At 64.6% G+C, this 17,657-nt stretch carries 21 protein-coding genes; 15 read left to right on the top strand and 6 right to left on the bottom strand.

What is annotated here, in order from left to right; genetic code table 11:
* The first annotated feature begins 25 nt into the window (after positions 1-25).
* The 3 genes from ACFVSU_RS07715 (at position 26) to ACFVSU_RS07705 (ending at position 1,048) form a co-directional block, all read left to right on the top strand.
* Positions 26-244 carry a hypothetical protein gene (locus ACFVSU_RS07715; protein ID WP_387140399.1) on the top strand — a complete coding sequence of 73 codons (219 nt, stop codon included), beginning with the start codon at positions 26-28 and terminating at the stop codon, positions 242-244.
* An 89-nt stretch (positions 245-333) separates the two neighbouring features.
* Positions 334-720, top strand: a complete 387-nt coding sequence (locus ACFVSU_RS07710; RefSeq protein WP_387140396.1) for a hypothetical protein — start codon at positions 334-336, stop codon at positions 718-720.
* Complete coding sequence (locus ACFVSU_RS07705) at positions 710-1,048, top strand: hypothetical protein (RefSeq protein ID WP_387140393.1); 339 nt, start codon at positions 710-712, stop codon at positions 1,046-1,048. The genes ACFVSU_RS07710 and ACFVSU_RS07705 overlap by 11 nt, the downstream gene beginning before the upstream one ends.
* A gap of 24 nt (positions 1,049-1,072) precedes the next feature.
* Here ACFVSU_RS07705 and ACFVSU_RS07700 read toward each other — a convergent pair whose 3' ends face one another.
* The 3 genes from ACFVSU_RS07700 to ACFVSU_RS07690 are packed head-to-tail and all read right to left on the bottom strand — an operon-like array spanning position 1,073 to position 2,870.
* Positions 1,073-1,642, bottom strand: coding sequence for a recombinase family protein (locus tag ACFVSU_RS07700; RefSeq protein ID WP_387140390.1), 570 nt, complete (start codon positions 1,640-1,642; stop codon positions 1,073-1,075).
* Positions 1,639-2,646: a zeta toxin family protein gene (locus ACFVSU_RS07695; RefSeq protein ID WP_387140388.1), complete on the bottom strand. Its 1,008-nt coding sequence runs from the start codon at positions 2,644-2,646 to the stop codon at positions 1,639-1,641. The genes ACFVSU_RS07700 and ACFVSU_RS07695 overlap by 4 nt, the downstream gene beginning before the upstream one ends.
* Positions 2,643-2,870, bottom strand: a complete 228-nt coding sequence (locus ACFVSU_RS07690) for a hypothetical protein (protein WP_387140385.1) — start codon at positions 2,868-2,870, stop codon at positions 2,643-2,645. The genes ACFVSU_RS07695 and ACFVSU_RS07690 overlap by 4 nt, the downstream gene beginning before the upstream one ends.
* Before the next feature lie 357 nt (positions 2,871-3,227).
* On the opposite strand from ACFVSU_RS07690, the gene ACFVSU_RS07685 reads away from it, so the two are divergent.
* The 6 genes from ACFVSU_RS07685 (at position 3,228) to ACFVSU_RS07660 (ending at position 9,346) form a co-directional block, all read left to right on the top strand.
* Positions 3,228-4,604, top strand: coding sequence for a ParB/RepB/Spo0J family partition protein (locus ACFVSU_RS07685; RefSeq protein ID WP_387140382.1), 1,377 nt, complete (start codon positions 3,228-3,230; stop codon positions 4,602-4,604).
* Positions 4,605-4,678: 74 nt separating this feature from the next.
* Positions 4,679-4,918 (top strand): glutaredoxin domain-containing protein, encoded by a 240-nt coding sequence (locus ACFVSU_RS07680; RefSeq protein ID WP_387140379.1) that lies wholly within the window; start codon positions 4,679-4,681, stop codon positions 4,916-4,918.
* A 281-nt stretch (positions 4,919-5,199) separates the two neighbouring features.
* Positions 5,200-5,403: a hypothetical protein gene (locus ACFVSU_RS07675; protein WP_387140376.1), complete on the top strand. Its 204-nt coding sequence runs from the start codon at positions 5,200-5,202 to the stop codon at positions 5,401-5,403.
* 349 nt (positions 5,404-5,752) lie between these two features.
* Positions 5,753-6,073 carry a hypothetical protein gene (locus ACFVSU_RS07670; protein ID WP_387140374.1) on the top strand — a complete coding sequence of 107 codons (321 nt, stop codon included), beginning with the start codon at positions 5,753-5,755 and terminating at the stop codon, positions 6,071-6,073.
* 192 nt (positions 6,074-6,265) lie between these two features.
* Positions 6,266-7,705, top strand: coding sequence for a competence protein CoiA (locus ACFVSU_RS07665; RefSeq protein ID WP_387140371.1), 1,440 nt, complete (start codon positions 6,266-6,268; stop codon positions 7,703-7,705).
* 9 nt (positions 7,706-7,714) lie between these two features.
* On the top strand, positions 7,715-9,346 hold the full coding sequence (locus ACFVSU_RS07660) for a P-loop ATPase, Sll1717 family (RefSeq protein ID WP_387140368.1): 1,632 nt from the start codon (positions 7,715-7,717) through the stop codon (positions 9,344-9,346).
* 151 nt (positions 9,347-9,497) lie between these two features.
* On the opposite strand, the gene ACFVSU_RS07655 is transcribed toward ACFVSU_RS07660, so the two are convergent.
* Positions 9,498-9,683: an OST-HTH/LOTUS domain-containing protein gene (locus ACFVSU_RS07655; protein WP_387140365.1), complete on the bottom strand. Its 186-nt coding sequence runs from the start codon at positions 9,681-9,683 to the stop codon at positions 9,498-9,500.
* 99 nt (positions 9,684-9,782) lie between these two features.
* Here ACFVSU_RS07655 and ACFVSU_RS07650 point away from each other — a divergent pair, with 99 nt between their 5' ends.
* The 3 genes from ACFVSU_RS07650 to ACFVSU_RS07640 all read left to right on the top strand — a co-directional run bounded on the left by ACFVSU_RS07650 (position 9,783) and on the right by ACFVSU_RS07640 (position 12,829).
* Entirely contained in the window at positions 9,783-10,817 is a 1,035-nt protein-coding gene (locus ACFVSU_RS07650) for a hypothetical protein (protein WP_387140362.1), read from the top strand.
* Positions 10,818-10,937: 120 nt separating this feature from the next.
* On the top strand, positions 10,938-11,741 hold the full coding sequence (locus tag ACFVSU_RS07645; RefSeq protein WP_387140359.1) for a hypothetical protein: 804 nt from the start codon (positions 10,938-10,940) through the stop codon (positions 11,739-11,741).
* 311 nt (positions 11,742-12,052) lie between these two features.
* Positions 12,053-12,829, top strand: a complete 777-nt coding sequence (locus ACFVSU_RS07640; protein WP_387140356.1) for a hypothetical protein — start codon at positions 12,053-12,055, stop codon at positions 12,827-12,829.
* Here ACFVSU_RS07640 and ACFVSU_RS07635 read toward each other — a convergent pair.
* Positions 12,808-14,072 (bottom strand): IS3 family transposase gene (locus ACFVSU_RS07635; protein WP_387140353.1). Its coding sequence is split into 2 segments (ribosomal slippage): positions 12,808-13,769 and positions 13,769-14,072, totalling 1,266 coding nucleotides; the frame shifts between segments, so codons are not numbered across the junction. The genes ACFVSU_RS07640 and ACFVSU_RS07635 overlap by 22 nt on opposite strands.
* 56 nt (positions 14,073-14,128) lie before the next feature.
* Here ACFVSU_RS07635 and ACFVSU_RS07630 point away from each other — a divergent pair.
* The 3 genes from ACFVSU_RS07630 to ACFVSU_RS07620 are packed head-to-tail and all read left to right on the top strand — an operon-like array spanning position 14,129 to position 16,913.
* Complete coding sequence (locus ACFVSU_RS07630) at positions 14,129-14,494, top strand: ABC-three component system protein (protein ID WP_387141291.1); 366 nt, start codon at positions 14,129-14,131, stop codon at positions 14,492-14,494.
* Positions 14,484-14,984, top strand: coding sequence for a three component ABC system middle component (locus tag ACFVSU_RS07625; protein WP_387140350.1), 501 nt, complete (start codon positions 14,484-14,486; stop codon positions 14,982-14,984). The genes ACFVSU_RS07630 and ACFVSU_RS07625 overlap by 11 nt, the downstream gene beginning before the upstream one ends.
* Before the next feature lie 3 nt (positions 14,985-14,987).
* Positions 14,988-16,913, top strand: a complete 1,926-nt coding sequence (locus ACFVSU_RS07620) for a DUF3732 domain-containing protein (protein ID WP_387140347.1) — start codon at positions 14,988-14,990, stop codon at positions 16,911-16,913.
* Positions 16,914-16,983: 70 nt separating this feature from the next.
* Here ACFVSU_RS07620 and ACFVSU_RS07615 read toward each other — a convergent pair whose 3' ends face one another.
* Complete coding sequence (locus ACFVSU_RS07615) at positions 16,984-17,328, bottom strand: DUF2750 domain-containing protein (protein WP_387140344.1); 345 nt, start codon at positions 17,326-17,328, stop codon at positions 16,984-16,986.
* Between the last annotated feature and the right edge of the window lie 329 nt (positions 17,329-17,657).

The raw sequence follows: 17,657 nt of genomic DNA, 5'->3' as shown, positions 1-17,657 counted from the left end.
ACACCACCAGGAACGGAGAAGCACCATGAACGTCACCGGTCATCTGCAGCCGCTCATCACGATCACTGCGATCACATCCACGACGACGGTGATCCTGCTGCTGGTGCTGGCGGGACAGCTGCTCCGCGGACGCCTGCGGCGTGCCGCGGGCAGCCTCGCCGCCATCGCACTGCTCACCGTGGTCGGGCTCGCGGCCGCCCTTCCCCTCGGGAACACTCCGCTGATCGGGGTGCCGTCACCCTGACACGCCACCGCCCCGCAACCACGCATCCCAGGTGGGTCGCGGGAACGGCGAGAGCATCACCCATCACGTCACGAAACGAGGTCACCGAAATGAACACGACAACGACGTCCGGCACGGCATCCGAGACGGCGCCCGGGAGCGTCAACACGATCGCCGCGTGGGATCACCTGGAAGACACCGTCGACCGGCTCGCCCACGTAGTCGACGACCTCCTCGCCCGGCACGACGAGCAGCTGGTGTGCAGCCTGCAGTTTCCGGAAGCGGAAGCCCTCGCCGAAGTCCTCGACGCCGGCAGGCACACCCGCACCGCGGCACGGCTGATGCACCACTGGGCACTCACCGAACCCGACTGGGAAGCCGACCGCAACCACGAACCGACCATCCGAGGCTGGCTCGCTCTCGACCGCCAATCATGGTCCAGCGAAGCGCAACGCCCGTCCCACGCTCACGAGGTCAGGAGCAGCCATGGGGCTTGAGGACGACATCCGTCGCGATCTGAAACGACAGGGATACTCGCAGACACGGACACACGACGACGCGCTCGCTCACCGATGGCGGGCTTCCGCGAGGGCAGCAGCCCGCGCACTGGGCCGCCCTATCGAGACGACCCGCGCCGGTGCCATCGTGCTCGCGCAGTTGAAGGACTGGCCGGCCAACGAGCTCGAACAGGAACTCGACACGGTGCAACTGAGCAACGCGATGCGCGCAGCCTTCGCACGGATGCCGAACCTGCCGAATCACGGTGGGCAGTCCGCGTCGGCGACGAGGCCGCCGACCCCGATCCGCCCGTCCTCGAACCACTGAGCCAGCGACGCTATGGAGCGTGGACTATGCGTCGTGGGGGAGCTGGTCCAGCGCGCGCTGCACCGAGTTGGCGCTCACCCCCAGCACCCGGGCGATATGCGTCATCGGCCGGTCCAGTCGGCGCAGCTCGACCGCCATCGCCACCTTCTCCGGAGTCATCACCGTCGGCCGGCCGGGACGCTTCCCCGACGCCGCCGCCGACGCCATCCCGGCCCGGGTCCGCACGCTCACCAGCCGACGTCGCACACCCTCCAAGGCCGCGAACACCTCGGCCGGATCCACACCCCGTTCCACACCTGTGCACAACGCCGGCTCCGACAGCGAACGGAACTGCACAGCCCGGTCGGTGAGCCCGGCCAGCGTGCTCACGAAATGGGTCACCGCGTGCGACAGGCGCACCGCACTGGAGACCACCAACACATCCCCGGACGCGAGGAACGTCAGGCACTCGGCAAGCCCCGGCCGCGTCCGCGGGTCCGCGGTCGCGTCGTCGGTGAACACCCGCACCGCGCCGGCCGCTATCAGCTCCGCGACATCCGCCGCGGTGCCGGCGCCCGGCGTGAGCTCCCGCGTGTACCCGACGAGCCGGGTCACCGGAACGGTCCTTCCACCCCCGCACCGCCCGGCACGATGACCGGCGCGGCGATGTCGATCGGGCGCGCCGGCGGCAGCGTCTGGCGCAGCGCGACCAACCGGGCAACCGTCTTCCGCTCCATCACGGTCGCGAATTTCCCGTTCGCCGGCACGTGCAGTTCGGGGATCACCTCCCGCAGCGACACCTCGTGCAGCTCCACCAGCAGCTCCGCCACCTCGTCCGGCAACCCGCGTCGCGTCGCCGCGAACTCGGTCGCATGATGCAGCTCGCTCAACCACTGCGTCGCGTCGAACCGTCCCAGCCGCTCCGACTGCGCCGCCAGCAACCCCACCCCGGCCCCCGCAAACCCGGCAGCCTCAGCGCCGGGACTGTCAAACACCACGCCGCCGTCACGGCTGACCACCGTCAACCGGTCCGTCCACCCGGACTCCTCGACAGACGCGACCAGGGCGCGGGTCGCCGCGAACCCCTCGTCGTGGGAGGCACGAGACGTCGGCGCTGCCCGGCGGCCCGCTTGCACCTCTTGGAGGTATCCCGACGTGACCGACAGCAGGCTCTCGGCGCGTCGCGAGCCGACCACGACAACCCGGGTGTGGAACCCCTCCGCCGCGAACCGTTGCGCCGTCCCCGCGGCGGCCGCGACGTTCCGGAACGTTCCCTCCAACGCGAGCGACCGGTGATTCTCCCGCGCGCACCGGATGCAGCCGCTCACCCACCCCGCCACAGCCTGCCCCAGCTCGCTCAGTGCGGCCGGATCCGTTGACGCGGTCGGTTCGAGGAAGGCGGGATGGAACGCGCGCAGATCCTCGCCTCTCAGGACCGCGACGTCCGGGTCTTCAGTCGCCAGCGCTGCCGCGGTGCGGGATCTGCCAGAGCCCGGTTGCCCGGCGACGAGCACGAACGTCGGCTGGTCAGGCGCCCTGTCGTCGGGGAAGTACAGCGGAAGGATGTCGCGGCGAAGGATCTCGTCGCGCTGGACCTCGTCCAGACCCGCCGGACTCATGCGTCCACCGACAGGTCACGAACACGACGGTCTAGCCGCGCCTGCAGGGCGGCCACGGCGGCACGGTCGTACGCGTCGACGGTGAGCACGTCGCGTCGCACGGTCGCCAGCTCGTCACGGTGCGACGCCTCTTGCAGCAACGCGAAGACGGAGACAGCGGTCTCGCGCATCCGGTCGTACGCGACCACATCGCTGACTCGCCATGGCGAGGTCGTTCCGGGCATCGACCCTCCTCGACGCCCATCGTACCGAGCACCCAAAAAGGTTGTCGCCTCCCATTTGGGAACCCACATTGCTGTGGTCGTCAGCATGAACGGTCAGCCGCGGGCGGCTGGCAGTGCTTGTCCGCCCGCTGCCGCGGGCGTTGTTCGCCGTGAAGCCTTCGGCAGTCTACGGTCGGCGCCGCTGCGCGCAAGCAGCTGCGCTGCCGGCTCCTCCGAGACTTTCGGCACGCGGTCGCTCCGCTCCCTTATTTCGCGCCGAAACTCTCTCCCCTCCGCCCTCCGGGTTGCACTCCGCGGCGCGCTCCCTGACAGGCACTACGTGCCTTCACGGCAAACAAACACGAAGGAGAGAAAAACATGACCATCACCACCACCCGCACCGGGACGGTCGAGCACATCGACCCCAGCACGCTCATCGTCGAGACCAACGTCCGCACCACCGCGCCGCTCGAACCAGGGTTTGTGGACAGCATCCGGCAGGTCGGGGTGCTCACGCCGCTGTTGGCGTGGCGGGACACCGGCGGGGGAGTGCACGTGCGTGCCGGGCAACGCCGCGCCCTCGCCGCGACGGAAGCCGGCATCGCAACCGTCCCCGTCTACGTCGTTGACGCGAACGATGACGATGACGCGCGACGGATCGTGGAGCAGCTGATCGAGAACGACCAGCGCGAAGCGCTCACCGATGCCGACCGCATCCAGGCATGGCGTGCCCTCGAACTCAAAGGGCTCTCCGCGACCGCGATCGCCAAGCGCACCGGGACCAAACGTGACCGGGTGAAGACCGGCCTCGCCGTCGCCCAGAGCGCGACCGCCACCGATGCCGTCAGCGGAAGCGGGTTGACGCTGGACCAGGCGGCGATCCTGTTGGAGTTCGACGGCGACGTCGACACTGTCGCGGAACTGACCGAGGTCGCGACCACGGACCCCGGGTACTTCCCGGTCGCGGTGGAACGGGCACGGCAGGACAAGGTCGCACGGGAGGCAAAGGCGCAGGTCGAGCAGGAGGAAGCCGACAAGGGGCACCGGATCCTCGACGAACGGCCCAGCGACTACAACACCGCCCCGTATCGGGTGCGCATGCTCCGCACCGCCGGTGATGAGCCCGTCGACGCCGACGCGATCCAGGGCAAACCGGGGGTCGCGGTGTACGTGGCGAGCTACTACGGGGGAGAAGCACGAGCGGAGTACTACGTCGACGACCCCGCCGCACTCGGGTTCACCGTCCGAGAAGACCCCAGCTACGCAAGCGGCGGAGCCCCGGCGGGGCCGATGACCGACGAGCAGAAGGCGGACCGGAAGGAACTGATCGCGAATAACAAGGAGTGGGACGCCGCCGAAGTCGTGCGCCGCGAATGGCTCAACCAGTTCCTCGCCCGCAAGGCGGTGCCGAAGAACGCGCAACCCGTGATCGCCGAAGCCCTCACCACCGCCCGATCGAAGATCGCCGACAGTCTCACCCGCGGCTGCTCCACAGCGGAGCTGCTCCTCGGCATCGACGGGCACGACTACGGCAATCAGCTGACGGAGTACCTCAGTGCACACCCGAGCCGGGCCACCCACGTCGCCCTCGCCCTGGTGCTCGGCGGAATCGAGCAGAACACCAACCGCAACACCTGGCGTGCTCCCAGCGCCGACACCGCCTGGTACCTGCACACCCTCCAGGACTGGGGCTACCCGCTGTGCCCCGTCGAACGCATCGCCGCGATGCTCCCCGACGACACGCCAACTGAGTAGCCGCCGCCGGTGGGTATCCGGCGACGGGTACCCACCCACCTCGCACATCATCACGATCAAGCAAAGGAGCGGTCATGAACACGGTGACCGTCTACACCACCGGACCCAGCTGCCAGCGATGCAAGCTCACCAAGGCCGTCCTGACCCGTAACGGCGTGCCCTTCATCGAGGTCGACATCCGGGAGCAGCCGGCGGCGCGCGATTACGTCGTCGACGAGCTCGGCTACACGGAAGCGCCCGTGGTCGTCGTCGACGAGCACGACCACTGGAGCGGGTTCCGTCCCGACCAGATCGATCGAATCGCCCACGCATGACTCAGCTCATCGACCTCTGGCTTGAAGCCGCACACGAAGCCCGCGCGCTGCGAGCCCAGCTGGCCTACCTCGAGGAAGCGTGGCTCCGGGCCGAAGCTGACGCGGACTACTGGTACTTCCAAGCCTGTAACACCCCGCGACCCCACCCCCTGACGGCCACCGACAACAAACGACACCCGAGGCAGGCGGAACCGAGTGGGTACGCGAGTGCGTGCCCCATGCGCGGCGTAGTGGCCCGCGGAGACAACGAACGCCGGCTATTGAACTGAAAGGACAATGTCATGTCCAACATGGAAGACATCACGGCCGCTATCGACGGCCTCCCCATCCTCACCATGGTGGCGATATCGCTATGCTCCATATGGATCGCCGTCGGGATCCTGCTGTTCGGCTCCTATGGCGTGCCGGCAGCTTTCTCGAAGGAAGTGCTGCGCACCCCAAGACGGCGCCCTCGGTGTCACTGCGACGATCGGAGGCGACGTTGAGGGCACTGCTCTCGCGCGGGGATGAACGGATGTCGCCGCGGATGGGACGATGGGGCGATGGCGCGGAAATTGACACCGGAGCAGACACGGCTCGTCGGCGTCGTCGCACAAGCAGCCGCGGTAGTCGCCCTCCTCATATCCATCGCCGGCGCCGTCCGAACATGGGGAACGTCCGGAGCGGTCGCGTGGTCGCTCGCGATCGTCGTGTGCGCGGTCGGCAGCTACACCATCTTCGTCGTCAACCGGGAGCGGTGGCGGAAACGGCGCTAGGGATGTCGGAGCATTGACCTATGCCGTTGAGTCGATGTAGCCGCGAAGGGAGGTCTCCCAATGTTCCACAGTCGACACCGTGATGACTCCCACTCCTCGCCGCTACCGGCAGATCGTCGCTCCTCCTCGCGAGCGGAATCAGAATCTCGCAGCGCTGGATGCCCTGTACGAACTGATCCAGGTCCGGCGCATCAACGTTGATGACTGGAATTACGCCCTTGCGGCGTCAGACATGCCCGAAGGTATTGCAGCCGCTGAAGGCTTCTCCCATCTCGGTTGGAACGTCCACGCGCTCGATCTTCTGCACGCGCGCATCTGCGTCAGCGGGCGCATCACCCGCCGCGACTGGGACGAGTGCATCGTTGAAGGCCGACTTATCCACGAAGCCAACCAGAGGTAGGCCGAAGCGACCACGACATCGGCGACCGCCACCCTGCGATCGCCGCTGTCGGAGCGGAGTGATCAACACCGATCCCCTTACGGGCGCCGCCCGCAAGGGGATGGTCGGGTTCCGCGGGATTGCCTCGGCGGGGCTGGGATCCGACTGGTGGCAGGCGCCAGGTCTGTCGTACTCCGTCGCTACGGTGAGCGAATGGCGATTGACGGCACAGAGACCATCGCGTCCTTCACGTCAGGCGACCCGCGGTTCATCTATGCTGCCCGCCGCGACGGTACCGGTGTGATGCTGCTCCCAGAAGGCGAAGCTGAGCAGCATCGGCACCTTGCACGTACAGAGCTGATGTGCCCGGTTCGTGGCTGCCCTGCACCTGATATCACTACGGTCGGAGGTGAGCGCCGGCACCACTACCGGCATCTGGTCAAGAACGCCACGACAGATCACGGTGCGGAGACCTGGTATCACCTCGAAGCGAAACACGTCCTGGCATCCTGGGCCTCAGTTTGGCACGAAGGCGCTGTCGTCGAAATCGAGAGAGTGCTCGGCTCACGTGACCGGGTCGCGGACGTGTTTGTCGGTCTTCCAGACGGCACCCAGTATGCGATCGAAGTGCAATTCTCCTCGCTCACTCCTGAGCTGTTCCGGGAACGCCATCGCTGGTACCGGGATGCCGGGATCGTGGACGTGTGGCTCTTCATCCACGCCGGCGTCCACCTGCGAACAGGGTGGAACGACACTCGCGACGTCACCTACTCGCCCACGCATCGTGCCGTGCGGTACTCAGGCGTTCCGGTGTTGTGGTTGAACCCACAACAGCAGATGGTTGGTTACGCGACGCGAACGCTCACTATCGGCACTAGGACGTATCGAACGCATGTCGACGACGGAGGCGAGTTCGCCGTCGAGCCCCTAGCCAACTTCAGCCTCAAGCCGGCGGGAATGTCAAGCGCGGTCCTCACCGCGATTGACGTTGACACGGCGGACGCACTCGACGCGATCGAGAGAGCAGGTCGCGCCCGCGCCGCGGCCGACGAACGACGGCGACAGGACATCGAGCGTCGTGCCCACGCCACCCAACGAGCCGCAGAGAGCGCCCGAGTCAGTGCTGGCGAGCGGAACAGGAAACGTGCAGCGATCGCCGCGCGATGGGAATCGAGTCCGGAGGGCCAAGCCGCCTACGCGTACTTTGGCGGGCTCATGCTGCCGCTGTGGTTGATCGACGACGGCGAGCTGGAAGTCACTATTCCTGGGCGTGTATGGAAATGGCGACTCGTGCGGGAACTGGTGCTCCCGCTCTGCAAAGGTCAGTACCTCACTTCACCGGCGCTTCTGCATGAGCTCGGACGCACATATCCGGAAGTGTTCCCTGCCAGAGCAACCGAACGCGAGATCGATAGCCTGCTTCGCGAACTGGAAGCCGAAGGCCTTCTTAATCGCGTGGTTGGGCAACCTGGTTACTACACCGCTGTCGACGCGAATGTGGCCGCCGCACGTTCAGAGCGCGACGTGCCGACTGGCATGTGCTCGATCTGCCGCAAGCCGCTTTCGAAGGACATCCCTGGAATGAAAGTGCACTTTGGGGACTGCGAACGACGTGCGGCGAATCTCGCCCGACGTTCACCGGCGGAGCGCTGACGATGCGTGATGAGCGTCCCTGATCGTGCCAATGCACGTTTGCGGATCACGTGGAGCGCATCGCCAGCGGCTTCTGCAACCTCGTCGCTGTCGGCGGAGCTGCAGAAATGGTCAGTTCCGGCGCGTCGCGGCACCCAGTCGATGTCGCGGGGTTCGGCTACGCTCCGGAATGTGCCGAGAAGCAAATTGCCTGGACTTCGTGAGCTTGATTTCGGAATGCTCGACGCCGGCGATGAGGCATCGGTACCCGAGTCTCGGACGCTGCTGGAGGGCTACTACGATCACAAGACTCTGGCGCGCCGCATAACTGCAGGTTCAGCGTGGTTGGTGATTGGACCGAAGGGATCCGGGAAGTCCGCAAGCTTTGAACACCTCCGCCTGGATTGGCAGAGCTCGCCTGTGCACTTTTTCTCCTTATGGCAGTTAGGAGGCTGGCCCGTCGGGGACGTCACGAAGATCAAGATGGGTGTCACGGAAGGCGACGCGTCGGCGCAGGGCGCATGGGAGTTCCTTCTGCTCCTGCGACTGTTTGACTCCCTCACCGCAGACCAGGGCGCCATCATTCCCGCACAGGCAATTCGGCTGCGCAAGGAGCTCGAGAAGCTCGGGTTGCTTGGCAATCATGATTTGCGGACGCGATTCATTGACTGGTCGACCTCAACTGTCCGGTTCTCGCTCCTCGGTCTCGGTGCCGAAGGCAGTGCTACCAGCACGCCCGTGACGCTTTACCACCTGACGGCGCACCTCCGCGAAGCCTGCGGTCAAGTGCGTACGACGTCGAATCACCGGCTAGCCCTCGATGGCCTCGATCAGTTTTTTGCTGAGTCGGATGCGGACTGGCGGTCGCTTGCCGGGCTCGTACATGCGGTACAGGCGGTGAATGTTTTTTTCCGCGCGCAACGTTTGAATGCCGGCGTGGTCTTGGCCATACGCTCTGAGATATTCGCATCGCTTCCTAGCACCGACTCGGCGAAGTTGCTCGACCACTCGGTGCGTCTCGACTGGACCGATGAAGGATTCGACAGTAGGAATCTGCTGTGGGACATGGTGAACAGGAAAGTGCTCGCGTCGGTCCGCTCAACTGACGGCGGCAACCCGTTCAAAGATCTTCGGTCTGCCTACCTTCATGAACCGATGCAACGCGGCATGTACCTCGAGATGCCGCAGTACCTGTTGTCCTTCACGCGCCTGTTGCCGCGGGACCTCGTGGCAATGATGCGCCAACTTCAGGAGATCCACCCCGGATCGGGCGCGGTGACTTCGGACCAGGCGATCGAGACGGTGCGCCGCTACAGCGAGCGCTATTTCGTCGCGGAGATCTTCAACAACCTGCACGGTGCCCTTCAGGATGCAGTCGGGCACAAGACGATGGCCTTCAAGGAAGCGCTGGCCTCGGTTCCCAGTCGCTACTTCACTGCCGACACGCTCGCGCACGAACTCGATGGGCTTTTTGAGCACGAGGAACTCCGGCCCGCACTGCGACGGTTGTACGTCATTGGCGCAATCGGCGTACGCCGCGGAAGCCGCGGAAGCGAACACACAGACTTCGTCTTCCGCAGAACAGAGGGAGGATCCTTCAACTTCCGATCTGAGCTCGCACTGCACTCCTCGCTGGCAATCGCTTGGAACGTCCCCCGCTAAGTCCCTGTAGCACTGTTGAACGGGCCCCGCACGCCAACACACCTCCCGCGCGCATTGCACGGATGGGGATCGGGATCGTTCACCCGTAGACCGCTCGCGATCGACCCCATGCGAGCAGCGCCCGTCTAGGGATCGAGTCGGAACGCGTTGCCTACTTCTTCTGCGGCGCAAGGTTGACGCGGACGTCGCTGCCGGGGCGGGGCGCCACTTCGAAGAGTCCAATCTCACGGACGAGATCGGAGAGTTTCGCGTATCCCCAGTTGCGTGAGTCGGAGTCGGGTCGTTTCTTTCGGACGAGTGAGCTCACAGCGGCGAGGTCGGCCCATCCGTCCTCCACTAATCGAGCAAACCTATCTGCGAGGCTGCAAACGTGAGTCCGCCGAAAACGGGACTAGCGACGGCTGATCAAGGTTCGAGCGGTCGATACCATGACCGCGTGCGAGATACCCGCCTTGATCCGTTGCCATCCGAGCTTCGCCGTCGCCGCGAGCAAGCCAGGTGGGAGTTAGAGAACGGCATCATTTGGATCGACGGATGTCCGACTACCGTCGGTGTCGAAGTCATAGCCGCTGTCGAAACCTTCACGAATATGCCGCGCCGTGTCCTCGCGATGGCCGACCAACGGCTCGGAGAAGAGGACGACCGGACCTGGGTAAGTGCGGAACGTCTCCGCGGTCAGGGAGACGAGGAAACGCGCCTTGACGCACTGGCCGCGGTAGTCAATGCCTTCGTCTGGCTAGCCAGCCATGACGACGTACCGGAGGATTCCGGTTACGGAAATCGCCCCGACATCGAACCAGAGTACGATCAGGCGGCGTTCATCGCGTTGGTAAACGACCGGCTCCTCCATGCGCGCGTTGACTGGCTCTTCGAGGACGGGCGGTTCCAGGAACGTGGCAACTATGTCATGCACTCGGAAGTGCTACGCCCGGCAACGATACTTCTTGGCGATGACCCTGTCTTCAAGACAGCTTCCGACGCCTTTCAGAGCGCGCTCACAAGGCTGTCGAAAGGCGAGACTGACATTGCGCTTACGCAGGCTGCCACCGCGCTTCAGGAGTTCTTCCGCGCCCTTGACGTCGAAGGGAACTCCGTCGCGAACCAGCTCGATAACGCCCAACGCGCGAAGGTCATCAGTGGCGCCGACCGTAGCCTAATGAAGCCGCTGATCGATTGGGTCAACGCCGATAGGTCAGATCGTGGGAACGCACATCGCCACCGTGAGGGCGACGTCACGAAGGCAGATGCGTGGCTGATGATGCACGTCGTCGGCGCGCTGATGGTGCGACTCTCCAACCGCGAGCCCCGAGACATCATCGCCGCTCGGGAGAAGCGCGAAGCGGATGCCGAGCGAGCGAGCAACGAAGCAGCTTCACTCGCCCGCGAGTCGACGGGGATCGACACCCCCTCTCGAACCAGCGAGCCCTGGGATGCGCCGACAGATAGGTACGGCGATGACACACCGTTCTGAGCTGCGCCCCATGCCAGCGAGAAGGTGGAGCGGAAGCGGGATCCTGCGCACAAGATGTACTCGGCTGGAGGTGTTTGGGCGTTGTTCCTAGGGGCCAGTCACCTCGAGTTCCGTGATGATGTGCATGACCTTCTGCGAGATTTCGACAACGAGTTGCAGCAGGCCAGTCGCATGCACCGATACATCGTCCAGTCGGCAGAACGAGACTTTGAGTCTGTCTACGACCGGCTCCTCGAAGAGAACTCGGGCTGGGAGGACAGCTACAACGGTGGCGACGCTGTCTGGGACGCCGAGGTCGAACTTGGAATGAACCCGTGGACGCTCGCGAAACATCTCGGCTTCATGACCCTCGTGAGGACCGTCGCGCTGGCCGAGATTGTTCTCGCACGGTTGGGTGCAGCCTGCTGGCAAGAACCGAAGTACACCGTGTACCCATTGGGGAAGACATGGTCGCGGCGATGGGAGGGTGAGTTTTTCACGACCTGCCTACAGCGCAGGTTCGATCCGAATGCGGGTGGCTTCGGGGCGCTGCGCGCGCTGCGAGATCTATATGCGCACGGCTATGGTGTCCCCGTTGAGCCAAGCGACTTGCAGGCACTCGCCCGCAGGTTGTACGGCGCCTTCTCATCGGCCCCGCCCACTCGGGGGGAAGTCGATCTTGGCTTTGACGGCGCAATGAGCTTCTTCGGAGAGCACGCCAAGTTCAGTCACCAAGATGGGCTCGTCGAAGGATTCTTCTTCCGGCTGCCGGAAGCGGAACTCACCCCCCTCGCCGTACATCGTTCGATCGAGTGCGTACGCAGCACAATTGCCGAAGCCGGCGCGGCGATCGTCGCCGGGACCGTCGATGATGTGTCGGCAACGCGATTCGTGCGGACCGTGTCCAAGTTCTGGGAGCAGCGCGGTGGCATACCGACGGGCTGACGGCAAGGCGAGTCGCGACCAGGGTCGGCGGCCAAGTCGGGTACCTACAGCGGCGACCTAATTGAAGCGGTTCGGCTCGGACACCAGCGAAGTCCTCGAACGAATCTCCATGCAAGTATCGATCCACGCGCCGAGTCCTAGTAGCCCTTGGCTGTTCTCGTCCCGGTAGGTTGAACCGAGATCCGACTTCCTGGGGAGGGGCCATGTCACCAACAGGGGTGCATAGCGCGGCCGGACAGGCCCTTGGATACCTCCACCAGTGCTTGTGGGCCGTCGTCGAGCTTGGGCGCCGAGCCCAAGATGAACCCACTGTGGAACTCCGGCTCGAAGCGCTCGACGACCTGCAGTTCGACCTGGACGGCGCGCCCGTGGAACTTCTGCAGATCAAGCATCATTCCGGTCCGAACGCGAGCCTGTCCGCTTCGAGCATCGACCTCTGGAGAACCCTCAACGTCTGGATGGACCTCCCACCGGATGACACAACGATTCTGCGTCTAGTAACCACGCAGATCGTTCCCGAAGGCGGGGATCTATATGGCCTCACCGAGTCGGGTCGCGACTTGACTGCCGCCCTCTCAGCGATTGAGTCAGCGGCGGCGAGTTCCACGAACCAGACTTCAAAGAGATGGCGCGCTCGTTTTCTTTCGCTCGACCCACGCGAGCGCGATGCGCTTGTGAGCCGGATCTTCCTCGACGATGCCGCGCCGCACGCTGAGGACATCGACGACGCGCTCGTCCGTACATTCCGCTACGCCATACCTCCTGGCAAGCAAGGCGTGTTCCTCGACCAGCTTCTCGGGCGTTGGGCGTTTCTCGCGGTGTCGCTGCTCGACCGAAAGGTTGACGCGGTCGTGGGAGTCGACTTGATTGCAATGGTCGCGGACATCACGGACCAACTCAGGCCGGACTCCCTGCCCATCAATCCCGCACTACCCGACAGGTTTGGGGAGCAAGACGCAGTTGAGTACCACGAGCGCCAGTTCGTCCACCAACTACGATGGATCGCCCTGGACAACACCCGGCTTTGGAAAGCTATGAAGCGCCCTGGGTCTGATGGAGACTCGCGCTATTTGATTCCCACCAACTGATCTCGGCGGTCTTGGTCAGCATAGAACGCCTGCTCGAACTCGACTGGTGGGATGTCGCCGAGGTAACCGTGGAGGCGCTGCGTGTTGTGCCAGTGCACCCAGCCGAGCGTCGCGAGCTCGAGATCCTCGACCGTCTTCCACGGCCCGGATCGGGCGGGTCCGCGGACGAGCTCGGTCTTGTAGTAGCCGTTGACCGTCTCGGCCAGGGCGTTGTCATAGCTGTCGCCGACGGTCCCGATCGACGGGGTCGCGCCGATCTCCGCGAGGCGTTCGCCGTAGCGGATCGACGTGAATTGACTGCCCGCGTCCGAATGACATCGCAGGCCGGCGTGGTGCCGGCCGCGGGACCAGCGGGCCATCTCGATCGCGTCGAGCACCATCTCGGTGCGCATGTGCGACGCGACCCGCCAGCCCACGATCATCCTGCTGAACGCGTCGACGATAAAGCACACATACGCGACACCCGCCCAGGTGGGCACGAACGTTAGATCGGTCACCCAGAGCCGGTTCGGGGCGGTCGCGGTGAACTCCCGCCGCACCAGGTCCGGGTGTCTGGCCGAGGTCGGATCGGGCCGGGTGGTCTTCGCCCGCTTGGACCGTCTCGCGCCCTCGATCCCGGCGGCGCGCATCAGCCGACCCGTCTGGTCGCGGCCGATCTCGATGCCCGCCCGGCGGGCAGCCTTCCAGAGCTTGCGGACCCCATAGACGCAGTAGTTGTCCGCCCACAACGTCACCAGCTCCGGGGTTACGACCGCGTCGTTGACCGCTCGCGCCGACGGCGCCCGGTCACGAGCGGCGTAGTAGGTGCTCGGAGCCACCTGCAGCAGTGCGCAGATGGGCTCGACTCCGAGCGGGCGACCTTCGACGATGTCGTCCTTGTTCGCGTCGATGAACGCGACTACTTCCGGTGTTGGCGGTCGAGCTCCGCCCCGAAGAAACTCGCCGCACGCTTGAGGATCTCATTGGCGCGACGCAACTCGCGGACTTCTTGCTCCAGCTCCCTCACCCGAGCCGACTCCGACGAAGTCACGCCCGGCGCGACGCCGTCGTCGATGTCAGCTTGCTTGACCCAGGTCCGCACGGATTCGACCCCGTATCCGAGCTGCGACGCGACCCGCTGCACCGTCCCCTGGGTAACCCCGAGTTCGGCGCGCAACGTCCGCACCATTCGCACCGCGGCGGCCTTCTCCTCGCTCGAGTACCGACGCGTCGTCGGCTTCCCCGCAGCCTGTTCTCTCGGCATGACTCCATCCTCGTTTCCAAGGTCAGGAGTCTCCAACAAACTCAGGGCGCTTCACTATCCGCGACTACCACCGGTCGTATGCTCAGCGGTCCTATTGGCTCCGCCACCAGCTCGTATCCGAGGCTGAGCTAGATCGTTTCGCCTTTCGCTTGCGAGATGAATGGGAGTCAGTATTCGATCGGAAGATCGCTCAGATGCGCCGCGATGGGAGACCTGACGCCGAGGTCGTCGGCCAAGAGATCCTCGAGGATCTCGCTCAGCAGTCGCGGGCCCGCATACGCGACCGTTTCGAAGAATCATGGTTCAGTCGAGGACTATTTCACGCGATGGCTGACGGTGAGCTCGGTATCGAGGACGACCCCATTGGGTGGCACCCCGAGTTCGTGCGGAAACTTGAGGAGTTGTTGTCGGATGCCGCCTGATTCCCGTGACGCAGCGCGTTGGATTCGGAGTCCTGAAGCGCTCGCGCTCTTCAATCCCGTGCTCACGAGCGAACTAATCCTCACCGCTTGTTACTGGCGCGAGCACGAGGATCACGGTGGGATCGATTGGCCGGCGCTTTTCCTCGTTCTCCCGATCGCTCTCCATCCTGAGACCCGTAGCGCGATGCCACGCGACGCGCGCACAACTCTCGCAAAATGGGCAGTTCGGAACGGACCGCTTGTCGCCGAACTCGAGACGCGGACGGAGGTCATGATCGACGCGACGCGGCGTGGTATCCGGCACGGAATGCGGCTAGGAAGGCTTCGTCTGGAAGGGCCGACGATGACGGCTCAGGCTCGCCCACGCCCGGTCACGAGCAGCTGGCCGGAGGAACTCGCAGCGTCCTCGAGAGCGGCGAAAATGTACGGCCGTTGGCTCGCTGGTGTCGAGACTCATGAGGCGCTCGAACTGCTAGGGATAGGAATCTAGGACATGCATCTCATCGCGATGGGGGTTTACAGCAGATCGGGCGAACGCCGCGACGTGAGATTCGTGCCTGGCGCGCTGAACGTGCTCACGGGCAAGTCGAAGACTGGAAAGTCAGCCATCCTCGACGTCGTGGAGTTCTGTCTTGGCCGCAACACTGTGACCATTCCCAGCGGTGTCATTAGCGATCAGGCGTCCTGGTACTACGTACTCGTCGGCTTCGGCGACCAGCGGGTTTTCATCGGACGCCCCAATCCGGAGACGGCGACAACCGCACACGCAATGGTTCGGACGGGTGGGTCGACTCTGGAAGCGCTTGAGTTCGCGGATCTGGAAGTGAATGCAGACACCGAGGTCGTTCGAGACACGCTTACGTCCAGGCTCGGCATCGAGCGTTATCTCGTCGAGCCGGAGCCGGGGTCTCTTCGCGCCGCATTCGAGGTATCCGTCCGTCAGGCCCTCTTCTTCTGCTTCCAATCGCAAGGCGAGATCGCAAACCGTGATGTTCTGTTTCATCGTGCGGCAGACAACGCGATAAAGACCACCATTCGGGACACGTTGCCGTACTTCCTGGGCGCGGCTACACCGGAGCAGTTCGCGGTTCGTCGGCAGTTGGTGAATGCGCGTCGTGTGCTGCAGCGACTTCAGAATGACATCAGAGCGGTTGAGCGGGACCTTGATGACCAAGCGCCTCGAATCATGCGATTGCTGTCGACCGGCGCATCCCTTGGTGTGCCACCCTCGGAGGATAGCCTCAGCTCGGCTCGGACGCAGCTGGAGGCCATCCTGCAATTCGAGCCTCCCGCGATTCAAGACGATCCGGAGCTCGCTCGTCGATACGGCGAGCACGCGCGGACGATCGACGACCTGACCGAGCAGGTGCGCCAAGTAGACGCACGAACCGAGACGCTCCGCTCCCTGCTCCAAGCCCGCGATCGTGCCGCAAGCGAGGCAAACTTTCAGGCCGACCGCCTCAGTGCAGTCGAACTCATGATCCCGGTTGGCCAAGGGGCGGGCGACGCTGCCGCGTGTCCGCTGTGCACCCAAACGATGCCTCAGCCTGACGAATCGGTCGACGCGATTCGCGACCAGCTGACCCGCCTGCGGACGAGCCTCGCCAAGTCGTCCGAGTCGGCTCGTCAGCGTGAGAGCGCCATCGAATCGCTGGAGCAGGAGCGTGCTCGACTCAGGGCTGCTATTCGAAGGGAGCTAGTCGAACTCGACACGATACGGGCACAGGCAGCGAGCGTTGCCGAGGGAGCGAGCCTCCGAGAGCGCGTAGCGCAGCTCAAGGGTCGCGTACTCCAAGAGCTCGAACGAGGAGTCGACACTCACGAAGAGGTCGCATCGTTGAAGGAACGAGAACGAGTTATCCGAGGTCAGATCGCGCGACTCGAGGAGATGGAAGCAGCTGACAACCCAGGCGCCGCCCTGCAGGAGGCGCTAGACGACATCTCGGGACGCATGACACAACACGCCAAACAACTCCAACTGGAGGGCTCCGAGCACCAAATTGTCCTCGACCCCACGGAACTCTCAATCGCTGCGATCTATCCCGGAGGGCGGCGTCCACTCTCACGAATGGGGAGCGCCGAGAACTGGGTGGGCTACCACTTGGTCGCCCACGTTGCTTTGCACGAGTGGTTTGTCGACCACGGCCGGCCGGTGCCTCGATTCCTCATGCTCGACCAGCCGACCCAAGCGTTCTTCCCCGAGGAAATCGTCGACGCCGCGCAGGACGAGGACGCGGACTGGGAGGCGGTTCGCCGCCAGTTTGTTCTTCTTCGCGATGTCGTCGCGAAACTCAACGGTGAGCTACAGATCGTCGTTTGCGACCACGCCAACCTCTCCGAGCAGTGGTTCCAGGACGCAATCATCGACAACTGGCGAAATGGTGTCGCGCTGATCCCAGCGGATTGGCTGCAGACATAGTCTTGAGCCTGCGGTCAGTCGCCGGTTCGTCCCGTCGGGTGCTATGCGTCGTCTGCCCGCAAGCCGGTCGCTATGCGTTCAGCCGAGCGGTGAAGTCTGCGACCGTCGAGTCGAAGCCGGTCGCCTGGTCGCCCGCCCAGTTCAGTCCGATCAGCAAGCCGTCTGCCGACAGGCCAGGAAGCCAGCGGGACTCGAACTCCGCGCGGGGAATCTCACGCGTGCGAAAGTCGGCGTACGCCGGCACGTTCTCGATCACCCGACGCGCTCGCGACTCGCGCGACCAGAAGGGCATGGCACGCGCACCATCCGTCCCGCGCGGCGCTGGGACGCCCTCGTCGTCCTCGATTGTCCACACCGAGCCGTCGGGGCCGAGCTCGCGGAAGAACGCATCCGCGTGCACTGAACTTGTACTCATGGATCGACGCTAGCGTCTACGTTCAGAGCGGCCGAGGGCTCGCGAGTTGCACGGAGACCGGTTCACCAACGCGCAGTCGGCGGTGGACTGCGGTGGCATCCGCCGCTGCCTCGGGCTCTGGGCGGACTCGGGCGAATAGCCGGACCGGTGAGTTGCGCGATGGGGGTGCCAGATTCGGGCGCGCCATGGTCCACCGAACCAACTTTGCGCCGACCCGACCGAGAGCCACGCTGGCGAGTCGAGAGCCGAGGCCAAGGCGCAAGCCGGAGACCCGAGGCGCGATGAACGAACGGGGGCGAGGCGAGGAAGAAAAGCGAATGCACGCAGGC

The organism is Microbacterium sp. NPDC058062 (assembly GCF_042885375.1).
GTDB lineage: Bacteria > Actinomycetota > Actinomycetes > Actinomycetales > Microbacteriaceae > Microbacterium > Microbacterium trichothecenolyticum_C.
This window is presented reverse-complemented; position numbering and strand designations above follow the sequence as displayed.

What these genes read in the sequence shown, in the direction of transcription:
- ACFVSU_RS07615 (WP_387140344.1), bottom strand. Translation starts at nt 17,328, where the DNA reads ATGAGTACAAGTTCAGTGCACGCGGATGCGTTCTTCCGCGAGCTCGGC.
- ACFVSU_RS07705 (WP_387140393.1), top strand. Translation starts at nt 710, where the DNA reads ATGGGGCTTGAGGACGACATCCGTCGCGATCTGAAACGACAGGGATAC.
- ACFVSU_RS07620 (WP_387140347.1), top strand. Translation starts at nt 14,988, where the DNA reads ATGCATCTCATCGCGATGGGGGTTTACAGCAGATCGGGCGAACGCCGC.
- ACFVSU_RS07675 (WP_387140376.1), top strand. Translation starts at nt 5,200, where the DNA reads ATGTCCAACATGGAAGACATCACGGCCGCTATCGACGGCCTCCCCATC.
- ACFVSU_RS07660 (WP_387140368.1), top strand. Translation starts at nt 7,715, where the DNA reads ATGAGCGTCCCTGATCGTGCCAATGCACGTTTGCGGATCACGTGGAGC.
- ACFVSU_RS07685 (WP_387140382.1), top strand. Translation starts at nt 3,228, where the DNA reads ATGACCATCACCACCACCCGCACCGGGACGGTCGAGCACATCGACCCC.
- ACFVSU_RS07695 (WP_387140388.1), bottom strand. Translation starts at nt 2,646, where the DNA reads ATGAGTCCGGCGGGTCTGGACGAGGTCCAGCGCGACGAGATCCTTCGC.
- ACFVSU_RS07625 (WP_387140350.1), top strand. Translation starts at nt 14,484, where the DNA reads ATGCCGCCTGATTCCCGTGACGCAGCGCGTTGGATTCGGAGTCCTGAA.
- ACFVSU_RS07715 (WP_387140399.1), top strand. Translation starts at nt 26, where the DNA reads ATGAACGTCACCGGTCATCTGCAGCCGCTCATCACGATCACTGCGATC.
- ACFVSU_RS07710 (WP_387140396.1), top strand. Translation starts at nt 334, where the DNA reads ATGAACACGACAACGACGTCCGGCACGGCATCCGAGACGGCGCCCGGG.
- ACFVSU_RS07690 (WP_387140385.1), bottom strand. Translation starts at nt 2,870, where the DNA reads ATGCCCGGAACGACCTCGCCATGGCGAGTCAGCGATGTGGTCGCGTAC.
- ACFVSU_RS07665 (WP_387140371.1), top strand. Translation starts at nt 6,266, where the DNA reads ATGGCGATTGACGGCACAGAGACCATCGCGTCCTTCACGTCAGGCGAC.
- ACFVSU_RS07680 (WP_387140379.1), top strand. Translation starts at nt 4,679, where the DNA reads ATGAACACGGTGACCGTCTACACCACCGGACCCAGCTGCCAGCGATGC.